Below are 12,573 nucleotides of genomic sequence, written 5' to 3' on the forward strand. Positions count from 1 at the left end.
TCCTGTTCAGATCCGAAAGCTCCCCGCCATGAAGACGAACGCCCTTCTGTCCGTGTCTTTTCTTGCCATGACCGTGGCGGTCCAGGCTCAGGATCTTCGAATTGGATTGCAGGACGATGTCGATGTGCTCGATCCCGCCCGCTCGCGGACCTTCGTGGGCGAGATCGTGTTCGAATCCCTGTGCGACAGCCTCGTTGCGGTCGGCGTCGACCTCGAGCCTGAGCCTGAGCTGGCCGCCCGATGGTCCTGGAACGACGATCAGACGCAGCTTACGATGGCGCTGCATCCCGATCTCATGTTCCACGACGGAAGCCCGATCGATGCCAGGGCGGTGAAGGCCAATCTCGACCGCGCGATGACGCTGCCCGACAGCATGCGCCGCAGCGAGTTGCAGTCGGTGGAGTCCGTCGACGTTGTCGATGACCTTTCCTTCACCATCACCTTGAGCCAGCCCGACCCCACCTTGCTGCCGCAGCTTTCCAATCGCGCCGGCATGATGATGTCGCCCGCCGTCTTCGAAGGCGAAGGCGCGGTGGGGCTGAACCCGGTCTGCTCGGGGCCCTACATGTTCGTCGAGCGAGAGCAGAACTATCGAATCGCGTTGCGGAAATTCGACGATCATCGCAATGCCGACGATTATCATTTCGAGCGCATCACCTTCTACCCCATCCCCGATACGACGGTTCGCCTCGCCAATCTGCGCGCGGGCGACCTGGAGATGATCGAGCGCCTCGCGCCTTCGGACATCCCCCTCGTTCGGGATGATCCCAGCCTGCAACTCGCCCTCGTGACGAGCGTCGGATATCAGGGTCTCACGATCAATGTCGGCAACGGCGCCCGCGCCGACGGCCCCCTGTCCGGCGACAAGCGCGTGCGCCAGGCGCTTCAGCTCGCCATCGACCGCAACGTCATCAACGATGTCGTGGGAGCGGGCAGTTTCCAGCCGGCCCAGCAGCCGTTCAGCGAGCAGAGCCCGTTCCACGATTCCGATCTTCCCGTCATCGGGCGCGATGTGGAAGCGGCCAGGGCGCTTCTGGCCGAGGCGGGCGTCGAGCGCGTCTCCTTCGAGCTTCTGTTCGCCAATTCGACGACGGGCCAGCAGATCGCCGAACTTGTCCAGGCCATGGTCGCCGAAGTGGGCTTCGACGTGTCGCTGCGGCCTGTCGAGTTCGCCTCCATGCTGCAGATGACACAGGCGGGCGAGTTCGACGTGGTGCAGACCGGTTGGTCCGGCCGCTACGATCCGGACGGAAACCTGCATCAGTTCGTCACCTGCGAGGCAGGGCTGAACTTCGCCGGCTTTTGCGACGAAACGGTCGATCGCCTGTTGAACGGGGCCAAGATCGAGGCGGACTTCGACGCCCGCAAACGGATGTATGACGAGGCGCAGGCGATCCTTCAGGACGAGCTGCCGATCATATATGTCTATCACCAGCCGTTCCCGTATGTGCTGGCCGCGAACATCGAGGGCTTCGAGCCGAATCCGACCGGCGTGATCAGCCTGCGCAACGTGTCCCGGCGCGACTGAGGCGCCCGTCCGGGCGGTGCTCAGGCTTGGAGAAGCGACTTGGCCAGCATCATGTGGACGCCCTTGCAGCCGTTGACGGTCTGGGTGATGCGCAGGTCGCCGGCCAGGCTGCAAAGCGTATAGGCATCCTGTCGTGACAGGCCGCCCTTCTCCTGGATGAGATCGAGCATGTCGCGAAGCGCCATGACCGCGCATTGGTCGAGATCGGGGTCCATCCCCATGGTGATGTAGTGGGTGGGCGTCTCCGCACGCGGATAGGCGTAGCCGAGGTCGCGTCGGACGATAAACTCGAAGGTGCCACGAAGCGCGGTTTCGATCGCCGTGATGCAGACCTCGCCGTCTCCTTGCGCCCCGTGGCCGTCGCCACAGGAAAACAGGGCGCCTTCGTTGAAGACGGGCAGGAACAGCGTCGTCCCGGCTACGAGCTCCTTGTTGTCGATGTTGCCGGCATGGGCGCGCGGCATGATGGAGGAGATGCGGCCCCAATGGGCGGGCGGGGCCACGCCCATGACGCCGAAGAACGGCGCGAGGGGCAGGCGAAGGCCCCACGGCAGCCGCGCAACATTCGCCTCCCGGTCGAGGGGAATATTCAACAGGCGCTTTTCGGTGAAATCGTAGGGCAGGGTGCCGGCGAGCGGACGGATGACATTGTAGCCCCAGTCCTGCCGCAGCTCCACGGCCTTGATTCTCACCTCCAGAACGTCGCCCGGCCGTGCGCCGCGCACCGCGACCGGCCCGGTGAGGATATGGCCGGGCATTTCCATTCTGGAATTGCGGTGGATTTCGAGAAGCTCCTCGGGGATCGTGAAGTCACCCTCCGGAAGTACCTCGGGTCCGCCCGATACCGTGTCGATGACGACTGTTTCTCCGCTGTCGACAACCAGCCGCGCCTCCCGCTCCGGATCGAAATAGCCCCAGGCGCAGGACCGGGACGAGGCGCGAAGGTGGTGATGGGGCATGTTCTTCTCTCGTCTTGCCGAGGGCGCGTCGGCGGATGACGGGCTCGCCGCGAACGGCGCAGGCGCCGGGCCTTTGCTACGCCCTCCTGCGGGATTTGAGAACAAGAGAAGGAGAACCGCCCCGCCTGGACGGCGACGTCTCGCACGCGCCCGCCTCCACCCCTCGCGATAAAGCGGGGCGGCAGCGTCCAGCGCGACACGGATGGCCGCTCGTCGCATTCCGAGAGGATGAAGGCATGAACGAACTGCCTTAGGCGTTCGAGAGGATGCGTCGTCGTGTCGCCGGAGGATGGCCGCCTTGTTCGGAAAATACTGGTAGAGCGAGCCCACGCTGACACCGGTCTTCGCGGCCAGAACAACAGTACGCGCACCCGTCACTTCATAGTCGATTCAATCGGGAACTATCGACCGAAACGCTTGCTCTAGCTTTGAAGGGCCTGCGACATCGAACGTGCGGCGGCGAGCAGCGTGGGGACGAACCGCTGGATGATAACGTCCTCTTCGTATCGGAAACGCGACGTGCCCAGGCTGACCGCCGCGATCGTCTGGCAGTCCGGCGAGACGACCGGGCAGGCGATCGAGATGTCGCCGGAATAGATTTGCTCCTGAACGATAGAGAAGCCGCGCTCACGCACCTGGCGAAGCTGCCGCCAGATTCCATCAAGGCTGTAGATCGTCTTGGATGTGAAGGCGCGCAGATGGGCGCGGGCAAGGATGTCGTCCACCTGCGCGTCGTCGAGCACCGACAGGAGGCAGAGCCCGCCCGCGGTGCAATAGACCGGCAGGCGGCTGCCCACGTTCACGTCGGTGTCCAGAACATTGGGCGAGAGATAGCGCGAGACGTAGATGATCTCGCTGTCGTCGAGGACAGTCAGGGAGATTGTCTCCTCGGTCGTTCGGTTCAGGTGCGATAGATACGGATGCGTTCGCAGCACCAGAGGGCTCGAACGCGTGTACTGATAGGCCATGCTCAACGCCTTCGGCGTCAGCTCGTAGGCCTTGGTGCGAGTGTCTTTGCGCAGGTAGCCCAGCGCGGTCAGCGTGTGGATGAAGCGCTGGGCCGCCGAGCGATCGAGGCCCGTCCGGTCGGCGATCTGCGTCAAGGTCTGGCGCGGATAGGTGGCGTCGAAAGTGGTGAGGACCCGGAATGCCTTTTCCACTGCGCGGACCATCAGAGGGTCGGTTCGATCCACACTCATAGATATCTCTCTGTTCACGATCTGAATTGTGCTATATGAAATCAATATAATATCATGTTAGCGAAATACAATAAACATTATTGCATTTCGATATCCAGGAGATTCATTGTGAGTGAATGGATGGGCGAGGGGTTCCTGCATCTTCTCGCCGAACGGGTAAAGACGGACCCCGGACGCATTTATGCAAGCGAGTTCGTATCGGGCGCGCTCGTCTCGCATCCGTTGGCTGGCATCGTCGAGCGGTCCGAAGCGCTTGCCCGTGGGCTTGCTGCCCGGGGCGTCGGTAAGGGCGGCCGCGTCGCGTGCATGATGGACACGCATTCCGATCACCTCTGCCTCATCCTCGCGATCGCACGCCTGGGCGCGATCTGGGTTCCGGTAGGAACGCGCCTTTTGCCGACCAATCTGACCTACATCTTCAACGAGAGCGATGTCAGCTTGGTCGTTGCCGAGAGCAGATTCGTCGACACGATCGCCGCGGCCCGTCCCGAGATGCCGATGGTCTTGCGCAACGAGGCGGACGGACTTTCATCGCTCCTCGGAGACGGCGCGTTGCCTTCGGTGGAGGTGCGGCCGTGCGACATTTTGATGATCAGTTTCACGTCCGGCACGACCGGCCGGCCGAAATCCGTCCCGGTGACGCACGCCATGATGCGCTTTGCGGCGGAAGCCGCAGCCCTTGCGGCGAAGGCCGATCCCGGGGAAGTCCTTTATGTCTGGGAGCCGTTCAACCACATTGGCGGGGCCCAGATGATCATCCTGCCGCTCATACGGCAGGTGACGCTGGCGCTCACTCCGAGGTTCTCCGCGTCCCGGTTCTGGGACGAAGTGCGTGCATGTCAGGCGACGCGCATCCATCATCTGGGGGGCATCCTGCAGATGCTTCTGAAGCAGCCGCCGAGCGACCGCGATCGCGATCACAGCGTTGCCGTCGCCTGGGGCGGCGGATGCACGTCCGAGGTCTGGACCGCATTCTCGCGCCGCTTTGGTACGCAAATGGTCGAATGCTACGGCATGACGGAGGCCTCCAGCCTCACCACGATCAACGACGAGGGGCTACCGGGTTTCGTTGGCCGCGCCATGCCGTGGTTCGATGTGCAGATCATTTCGTCCGACGGGTCCCGCTGCCCGCCGGGCGTTCGCGGGGAAATCGTGGTCAAACCGATCGGCAAGGGCGCGTCGGCACTGTTCTCGGGATATCTTAATTCGCCGGAGGCCACGCGCGAATGTCTGCGCGACGGCCGGCTGCATACGGGCGACCTGGGGGAAATGGACGGGGCAGGCCGCGTGAAGTTTCACGGGCGCATGAAGGAGACGATCCGCGTACGCGGCGAAAACGTCTCCGCCTGGGAGGTCGAGCACGTCATCGAACAGCATGAGGCGATTGCCGCCTGCGCGGTCATTCCCGTCAAGGCAGAGATCGGCGAGGCCGACATCAAGCTCTTCGTGCAGGTCGCATCGGACCGAGAACTGACCGGCACCGAGATCTTCGACTGGGTCCGCGAGCGTCTGGCTCCCCACCAATTGCCCAGGCACATCACCTTCGTCTCCGCTTTCGAACGAACGCCGAGCCAGCGGATCATGAAGCACAAGCTCGACCCGACCCCGGCCGGCGACTGGACCCGAACCTGAAGGAGACTGAACTGACGTGACTCAGCAACCGGACCATATCCTCCAGACGATGGAGGGATCCATCCTGGTGATTACCCTGAACAAGCCGTCCCGGCTGAACGCTTGGGACAAGCCGATGCGCGACGACCTCGTGATGGCGATCCTGAAGGCGTCGAAGGCTTCCGATGTGGAGGCCGTGGTGCTCACAGGAGCGGGCGATCGCGCGTTCTGCGCCGGCCAGGATTTGAATGAAGGCAAGACCTTCGATGCCGACCGGGCGGAACTATGGATCGAGGAGTGGCGCACGCTCTACAACGCGATCCGCCGTTTCGATAAGCCCTTCGTTGTCGCACTGAACGGCATTGCGGCCGGCTCGGCCTTTCAGGTGTCGCTTCTGGCAGACTTCCGCATCGGACATGCGCTGTCGAAGATGGGGCAGCCGGAGATCAACAGTGGCATTGCGAGTGCAACGGGGTTCTGGATCCTGCGTGAGATGCTGGGTTTGGCGCGCGCTGTCGATCTTATTCAGACCGGCCGTATCCTCGAGGCGGAAGAAAGCCATCGGCTCGGCCTGATCAACGAGATCGTGGGACGCGAAGAGGTTTTGCCGCGGGCGCTCGAACTGGCGCGCATGCTGGCGGGCAAGCCCAAGCACGCTTATGCCTTCAACAAGCAGCGCATCTGCGCGGCGACGCAGGCCGGGTTCGATGAAACCTTCGAACTCGCTCGCCAGATTCATCGGAGGGCCTTTGAGGCCGGCGAGACACAGGCCGAGATGGCGAAGTTCTTCAACAAGAAGAACTGACGACGAAAAAAAGGGGCGCCGGGTTCGACCGGCGCCCCTTTTCGATGCGGAAAGGATCAGAACTCGATGCCTTCGGGGATGGAGTCGGTGTCCATGCCGGCGGCCTGGAAGCCGTCGATCAGAAGCGGAACGATGGACTGGTCGGCCCGCTTGCGCTCGCCCCAAGCCTGGATAAAGTCGCGCAGGCGGCCATCGCCATCCTTGCGCAGTCCGGCGGCAGCCGGAATGCCGTGTTCGGGCTTCGGCACCGTGTAGCCTGAAAAGACCTGCGGCGTCGTAGAGAAGGTCTGCAGGCAGATCGGAAGCTCCTGAACCACGAAGTCGGCGCGCCCGGACTGGATCGCCATGATGGCTTCGTTCATTTCTTTCAGCGTCATCACGTTCGCTTGCGGCAGGTCCTGCGTGATGAACTGCGTCTGCGCTGTCCCGGTAACCATCGCGAAGGTGACGTCGGAGTTGTTGTACTCCTCCCAGGTCTCCTTCGTTTCCGCGCTTCGCCCGGCGAGCACGCAATCGGTCATGCGGTAGAGCGGGCCGGCCATATCGAGGGCCCTCTTGCGCTCTTCGGTCGCCGTCATGCCGGGGAAGATGTCGATGCGGCCCGCCTGCAGGTCCAGCACCACGCTTTGCCAGGTCGTCTCGTGCCACCGTACAGTCAGCGGCTTGCCCATCTCCTCCGATAGGTCGGCGACCATCTGGCGGCAGACGTTCGGGCCATAGCCCTCGTACTGCAACTCGCTGCCTGTATAGAAGGAAGTCGGCTTATAGGCGTGAATGCCGCCGCAAACCACTTCACCCGTCCTTTCAATCTTATCCCAGAGAGCTTCGCTGAGGGCGGGTGTCGCCACGAGGATGCCAACGGCTGTCAACGCATAAGTCCACTTACGGGTCATTTCAGTCTCCACGGTGATCGATGAGCGAGTGAGCGGATCCATCGGAGGCCTCATCATGAGGCAAACTTTCGGTGCAATCCATCACTATGGATCGAAAAAAAGTCGTTCTCTGAGAGAAAAAGCCGTATAAAATTATATGTTATCGGTATGCGATTAAAAACAAGAGTTTTGCGTCTTTTTTGATAGCAAATCGCGGCCTGATGCTGGATTTCTTCTCCTGGCTCGGCTTAGGTGCGGTTCCCCGCCATGGGCCCCCTATTCGGGCGCGCCACGGCAGTGATCGGCCATGGGCCGCCAAACGACGGAGGTCCGAATGTACGAGTTCGACTGGTCGGTAGTCGTCGACCCCAATCTATGGCTCAACGCGATGGGGGTGACGATCGTCTATGCGGCCGTGACATCGGTGGCCGGACTTCTGCTCGGGGTGGTTCTGGGTCTGATCCTTGTCGCGAGAATTCCCGTCCTGGCGCAGATCGTGCACGTGTACATCCACGTCTTCCGGTGCACGCCGCTGCTGGTCCAAATCGTCTGGTTCTTCTACGCGCTGCCGATGATAACCGGCTTCACAATGCCGGACTGGTTCGCCGCCGGGCTCGGGCTCACACTCTACATGTCGGCCTTCGCTGCCGAGATCTTCCGCGCCGGTGTGATCTCCATCGAGAAGGGACAATGGGAGGCCTCCACCGTCCTGGGCTTCTCCTATGCAACCAAGATGCGCCACATCATCCTGCCGCAGGCCACGCGGCGGATGATCCCTCCCATCGTCAGTCAAACCATCCTGCAGCTGAAGAATACGTCGCTGCTCTCGGTCGTTGCCGTGCCGGACATCATGTACGCAGCAGGTGCGTTGACGATGTCCACGTTTCGGCCCCTCGAAGTCTACACCTTCGCTGCGCTCCTTTATCTCGTGATCCTGACACCGGTGACGCTTCTGGCGAGCCGTTTCGAAATCAAGCACTGAGGCGGCGGGCGTGATTAAAATCCATCAACTGCGCAAGACTTTCGGAGAGATCGAGGTCCTCAAGGGTGTCGATATCGCGGTCGACGAGGGACAAGTCGCCGTTCTGATCGGCCCTTCGGGCTGCGGCAAGTCGACCTTGCTTCGTTGCCTCAACCTGCTTGAGCAACCGACTTCCGGCGATATAGAAGTGGCGGGAAAGCGCCTCTCCTTCACGCCGTCGTCGCGGGTCCCGGAACGCCATCAGGCGGCCTTCCGGGCAAGGACAGGCATGGTTTTCCAAAGCTTCAATCTCTTTCCGCACATGACCGTGATCGAGAACGTCGCTTCAGGTCCCTACCTCAACGGTTTGAAAAACAAGGCTGAGTCCCGCGAACTCGCGGCTCGTCTGTTGGCGCGCGTGGGCCTTGCGGAGAAGGCCGATCTCTATCCCGCGCAGATATCCGGCGGCCAGGGCCAGCGGGTAGCGATCGCCCGCGCGCTTGCGCTCGACCCGAAAGTGATGCTGTTCGACGAGCCGACCTCCGCGCTCGATCCCGAACTCGTCGGAGAGGTTCTGGAGGTGATGCAAAGCCTGGCGAACGACGGAACCACGATGATCGTGGTCACGCACGAGATGGGCTTTGCCCGCAACGTCGCCTCCAAGGTGATTTTCATGGAGGGCGGTCATGTCATCGAGACGGGGGCGCCGGGCGAGGTCCTGCGTCAGCCGAAGTCCGACCGCCTCCGCTCCTTCCTCTCCCGCGTTGAACACTGACGACGCCCACTTCCGGACCCTTGCGCATGAAAGCCGAAGATCTCCACGGGATGCTGCCAGCTATTCCGACACCCCTGACACGAGACGGCGAGGTCGATCTCGCAACGCTGCGCACCCTCGTGGAAGCTAATCTCGAAGGCGGTGCCAAGGGCATCGCGCCGATGGGCGGCACGGGCGAATATACGGCGTTGAGCACCGCCCAGCGCGTCTCGGTCGTTCGCGAGACGGTGAAGGTCGTGGGCGGACAAGTCCCCGTAGTGGCCGGGGTCGTGTCGCCGGGCCGCGCAGAGGCGGTGGAGGCTGGCCGCGCCTTCAAGGAGGCAGGCGCCGACGCGCTTCTCGTCGTCACGCCCTTCTATGTGGTGCCCTCGCAGCAGGGGGTAATCGACTATTTCCGCTCTTACCGCGCTGAGGTCGATGCGCCGATCGTCTATTACGATGTGCCCTCGCGCACGCAGTTCGTCACGGCAGTCGATACGCTGGCGGCGCTTGCGGATGACGGCACGGTGATCGGCGCCAAGATTTGCAATACCGATGCCCACTATTTCAACCGCCTGTCGGTCGCGGTTGGAGAATGCATCTCTCTCCTCTCGGGAGACGACATGATGTATGCCGTTCATATGCTTTACGGAGCACGAGGCGGCATTCTTGCCAGCGCTCCCATGCTGCCGACGACTTGGGCGAGAATCCACGAACTTCTGGCCGCCGGCCACATCGCGGAAGGTGTCCGTCTCCACCGCAAGCTTCTGCCCGTGTTCGCCGCGCTCTTCAACGAGGTCAATCCCGGTCCGCTGAAGGCGATGATGGCTGAACTTGGACAGCCCGTCGGACCCCAGTGCCTTCCCCTGACCGCGCCGGGCGAGGCCACGCGCGCGCTGATCTCCAAGGCCGTTGCCGTGGTGCGGTCCGAGGGCCTGCACTGAGCCATGGGATTGCGTGCCCTGTTCCTTGACTTCGAAGAGGCGCGGGCCAGGGCCAAGTCCTTTCTGCCCCGCGCTCTGTTCGAGTATATCGACCGGGGGACCGAGGGGGAGCAGGCACTCGTGGCCTTGCGGAGCGGGTTCGACGCCCGTCGCGTCGTGCCGCATGTTCTAAGGCCCGTGTCGCAGATCGATCTGTCGGCGCGGTATCTGGGCGACCAACGACGCTCGCCCCTCATCATAGCCCCGACCGCGCTTGCCGGCCTGGTCCGGTTCGACGGCGAAGTTCTCATGGCCCGGGCTGCTGCTGCCGCGCAAGTGCCCTTCGTCGTCTCCACCCAATCCTCGACGTCCATAGAGGCGATCGCAGGGCAGGTGCCGCAAGCCGAGCTCTGGTTCCAGCTCTATGTCTGGCGGGACCGCACGCAGACCTGGAAGCTCCTCGACCGCATTGCGCGATGCGGCGTGGAGACGCTCTTGCTGACCGTCGATACGCCGGGCTCGCCTAAGAAGGTCCACAATGCGCGCAACGGCTTTGGCGTGCCCCTGAAGCCTTCCCTTACCTTAAGTCTCGACCTCGCGCTTCACCCGCGTTGGACTGTTGGAGTGATGGGCCGATATCTCGCGCAAGGCGGTCTGCCCTCCTATGGGCACTATCCCGGCAGCGTGGCAAAGGCTGTGACCGCTGCGATCCGCGACGAGCGCTTCGCGCTCGACATGGTGCTGGACAATGCGTTTATCGCCGAACTGCGCCGCAGATGGAGCGGCCGGTTGCTTCTGAAGGGCATTCTTTCGGCCGGTGACGCCGTGCAGGCTTTCGAAGAGGGATGCGACGGCATCGTGGTTTCCTCGCATGGTGGACGAAACCACGACAGTGCTGCACAGCCACTGGAGGTCCTGCCCGGCATTCGGCGTGCTGTCGGGACTTCGGCCACCATTCTTGCCGACAGTGGTGTTCAGCGTGGATCGGACGCGGCCAAGCTCCTGGCGGCAGGCGCGGACGCGGTCCTTCTCGGTCGGGCTCCACTTTACGGGTTGGCGGCAGACGGAGAGGGTGGTGTCGTGACCATGCTGGATCAGCTGGCAGAGGAACTGCGCGCCTTCATGGCTTTCACCGGCGCGCCCGACCTCGGCGCGCTCTCCTCATGCCAATGGGTCGGTTGACTTCGCCTCGGCCGAGAAGAGGGCGCCGGGGTTCATTCGGTTTTCGGGATCGAGCATCCGCTTCACCTCGCGCATCAGCGACAGCCGCTCGGGAGCGGTGCGCTCGGCCAGCGAGCGAACAAGCTTTCGGCCGATACCGTGCTCGGCCGAGAACGTGCCCCCAAGGCTCGCTGTCACGTCGTGGACCCGGTCCATCACCTCGCCGGTGATCCTCTCGGGATCCTCGAAGGAGGCCCAGGCGGCATGGTCGAAGTGAGCGATGAAATGCACGTTGCCGTCTCCCAGATGAGAGACGATCAGAATCCTGGCTTCGGGATGAATCGTCCGGACCGCTTCGCCGGCGCGTTCGATCAGCTCGGGAACGCGCGAGGGGCGCACGGCGACATCGTGCGAGAGGCTGTGGCCGGCGATGCGGTTGGCCTCGGACACGGAATGGCGGACGTGCCAGATATCCTCAGCCTGCGCGACGCTCTGCGACAGGAATCCGTCGGAGACCAGATCGTCCTCGACGAGGGTGATGAGCCACTCCTCGAGGGCACCCTTCAGGTCGCTAGCCGGGTCGCTGCTGCCGAGTTCGATCATCAGCGACCATGCGGGCACCTGATCGAAGGGAAGACGGGTGCGCGGCACATGCTGGAGGGCGAAGGCGACCTGGTCCGCGTTCAGCAGTTCGACCGCCTGGACGGCGCTGTCGAAGCGCTCTTGCAGCCGCATCAGAATCTCGACTGCCGTCGGCAGCGCGTCGAATGCGAGCCAGGCGCTGGCAGACGAGCGCACCAGCGGATGCAGGCGCAACGCCGCCGCAGTGACGACGCCGAGCGTGCCCTCCGCGCCGATGAAGAGATGCTTCAGATCGTAGCCCGTGTTGTTCTTCTTCAGTCCGGCAAGGTCCGAGAAGATACGTCCGTCCGGCAGCACGACTTCCACCCCGGCGACGAGGTCGCGCATCGGTCCGTAGCGCAGCGCGCCGGTGCCGCCGGCATTGGTGGACACAAGGCCGCCGATCTGCGCCGTTCCCTCGCTTCCGAGGCGCAGCGGCATCTGGCGTTCCACCCGCGCGACCTCTTCATGCAGCTCGGCCAGGGTAAGGCCGGCCTCGACCGTGACGATGTTCGACGCGCGGTCGATCTCGCGGACCATCCGCATCCTGCGCAGCCCGAGCACAATTCCCGTCGCGGCATCCCGAGCCGTTGCGCCGTAGGAGAGACCGGTGTTCCCCCCTTGCGGCACGATCGGCCGCTTGGCTTCGGCCGCGATGCGCAGTACGGCCGAGACTTCTTCGCAGGACTGCGGAAACACGGCAGCGAGCGCCTCGCCCTTCACATCCCCCCGCCAATCCTGCAACAGGGGAGCGAGATCAGAGAGGTCTGTCCAGACATTGCCGGCACCGACCGCTGCCCGCAGGGCGGTCAGAAAATTTTCGACTGTCATGTCCGAACCGCATCAAGCATTGGATTTTCCCGGAAACGCGACAGGTTCTGCTGGCGGTAGCAAGCATTGCCCTATCCTCGGTTACCGGGCATTTTGGCCGATGTCGACAAGCCTCCATAGAATATCTTTCATGATCTCATTCCAAAATGGAATGCGGCCTTGAACATGCGGCTCGGATTTGATGCATACGAAACTTGGAAAAATTCGACCAACCAAAATATTGAACTGATGAAACGGCAAAGTGTGATCCCGAAATAATCATCAAAGTCGGTGATCTGCCGTCTGGGGTAACTCAGCCAAGGGGTTGGCCTTCTGCGTTATTGAGATTACCGAGATGCGCATAAACGA

11 protein-coding genes and 1 pseudogene are annotated in these 12,573 nt (G+C 62.7%); 7 read left to right on the top strand and 5 right to left on the bottom strand.

The annotated features are described in order from the left end of the window. Positions 1-28 precede the first annotated feature (28 nt). Positions 29-1,528, top strand: a complete 1,500-nt coding sequence (locus J7654_RS06895) for an ABC transporter substrate-binding protein (protein WP_209739315.1) — start codon at positions 29-31, stop codon at positions 1,526-1,528. Positions 1,529-1,548: 20 nt separating this feature from the next. Here the strand turns inward: J7654_RS06895 and J7654_RS06900 are convergent, their stop codons facing one another. The 3 genes and pseudogenes from J7654_RS06900 to J7654_RS06905 all read right to left on the bottom strand — a co-directional run bounded on the left by J7654_RS06900 (position 1,549) and on the right by J7654_RS06905 (position 3,659). Continuing rightward, a complete protein-coding gene (locus J7654_RS06900) occupies positions 1,549-2,487 on the bottom strand; it encodes an acetamidase/formamidase family protein (protein ID WP_245195699.1) in 939 nt (312 codons plus the stop codon). Between the two features lie 315 nt (positions 2,488-2,802). Further along, a pseudogene (locus tag J7654_RS18520) lies at positions 2,803-2,865 on the bottom strand (hypothetical protein); the annotation flags it as partial. Positions 2,866-2,909: 44 nt separating this feature from the next. Continuing rightward, a complete protein-coding gene (locus tag J7654_RS06905; protein ID WP_209739318.1) occupies positions 2,910-3,659 on the bottom strand; it encodes an IclR family transcriptional regulator in 750 nt (249 codons plus the stop codon). A 135-nt stretch (positions 3,660-3,794) separates the two neighbouring features. On the opposite strand from J7654_RS06905, the gene J7654_RS06910 reads away from it, so the two are divergent. Further along, positions 3,795-5,318, top strand: a complete 1,524-nt coding sequence (locus J7654_RS06910; RefSeq protein WP_209739319.1) for an AMP-binding protein — start codon at positions 3,795-3,797, stop codon at positions 5,316-5,318. A 16-nt stretch (positions 5,319-5,334) separates the two neighbouring features. Next, entirely contained in the window at positions 5,335-6,102 is a 768-nt protein-coding gene (locus J7654_RS06915; protein WP_245195700.1) for an enoyl-CoA hydratase/isomerase family protein, read from the top strand. 56 nt (positions 6,103-6,158) lie between these two features. On the opposite strand, the gene J7654_RS06920 is transcribed toward J7654_RS06915, so the two are convergent. Next, the gene (locus J7654_RS06920; protein WP_209739321.1) at positions 6,159-7,037 is read right to left on the bottom strand and encodes a transporter substrate-binding domain-containing protein; all 879 of its coding nucleotides are present in this window, start codon (positions 7,035-7,037) and stop codon (positions 6,159-6,161) included. Positions 7,038-7,308: 271 nt separating this feature from the next. On the opposite strand from J7654_RS06920, the gene J7654_RS06925 reads away from it, so the two are divergent. Genes J7654_RS06925 through J7654_RS06940 form a run of 4 tightly spaced genes read left to right on the top strand, consistent with a single transcriptional unit; the run spans position 7,309 to position 10,794 of the window. Then, positions 7,309-7,956 (top strand): amino acid ABC transporter permease, encoded by a 648-nt coding sequence (locus J7654_RS06925; RefSeq protein WP_209739323.1) that lies wholly within the window; start codon positions 7,309-7,311, stop codon positions 7,954-7,956. Positions 7,957-7,966: 10 nt separating this feature from the next. Beyond that, positions 7,967-8,710, top strand: a complete 744-nt coding sequence (locus J7654_RS06930) for an amino acid ABC transporter ATP-binding protein (protein WP_209739325.1) — start codon at positions 7,967-7,969, stop codon at positions 8,708-8,710. Between the two features lie 26 nt (positions 8,711-8,736). Further along, on the top strand, positions 8,737-9,633 hold the full coding sequence (locus tag J7654_RS06935; RefSeq protein ID WP_209739327.1) for a dihydrodipicolinate synthase family protein: 897 nt from the start codon (positions 8,737-8,739) through the stop codon (positions 9,631-9,633). A 3-nt stretch (positions 9,634-9,636) separates the two neighbouring features. Further along, entirely contained in the window at positions 9,637-10,794 is a 1,158-nt protein-coding gene (locus tag J7654_RS06940) for an alpha-hydroxy acid oxidase (RefSeq protein WP_209739329.1), read from the top strand. Here J7654_RS06940 and J7654_RS06945 read toward each other — a convergent pair. Next, on the bottom strand, positions 10,774-12,225 hold the full coding sequence (locus tag J7654_RS06945; RefSeq protein WP_209739331.1) for an FAD-binding oxidoreductase: 1,452 nt from the start codon (positions 12,223-12,225) through the stop codon (positions 10,774-10,776). The two genes, J7654_RS06940 and J7654_RS06945, sit on opposite strands and share 21 nt — an antisense overlap. Between the last annotated feature and the right edge of the window lie 348 nt (positions 12,226-12,573).

It is taken from the genome of Aureimonas populi (assembly GCF_017815515.1).
Taxonomy (GTDB): domain Bacteria; phylum Pseudomonadota; class Alphaproteobacteria; order Rhizobiales; family Rhizobiaceae; genus Aureimonas; species Aureimonas populi.

Bases quoted from the DNA above. Each gene is read 5' to 3' on its own strand.
- J7654_RS06895 (WP_209739315.1), top strand. From the start codon at position 29: ATGAAGACGAACGCCCTTCTGTCCGTGTCTTTTCTTGCCATGACCGTG.
- J7654_RS06900 (WP_245195699.1), bottom strand. From the start codon at position 2,487: ATGCCCCATCACCACCTTCGCGCCTCGTCCCGGTCCTGCGCCTGGGGC.
- J7654_RS06905 (WP_209739318.1), bottom strand. From the start codon at position 3,659: ATGGTCCGCGCAGTGGAAAAGGCATTCCGGGTCCTCACCACTTTCGAC.
- J7654_RS06920 (WP_209739321.1), bottom strand. From the start codon at position 7,037: ATGGATCCGCTCACTCGCTCATCGATCACCGTGGAGACTGAAATGACC.
- J7654_RS06925 (WP_209739323.1), top strand. From the start codon at position 7,309: ATGTACGAGTTCGACTGGTCGGTAGTCGTCGACCCCAATCTATGGCTC.
- J7654_RS06935 (WP_209739327.1), top strand. From the start codon at position 8,737: ATGAAAGCCGAAGATCTCCACGGGATGCTGCCAGCTATTCCGACACCC.
- J7654_RS06940 (WP_209739329.1), top strand. From the start codon at position 9,637: ATGGGATTGCGTGCCCTGTTCCTTGACTTCGAAGAGGCGCGGGCCAGG.
- J7654_RS06945 (WP_209739331.1), bottom strand. From the start codon at position 12,225: ATGACAGTCGAAAATTTTCTGACCGCCCTGCGGGCAGCGGTCGGTGCC.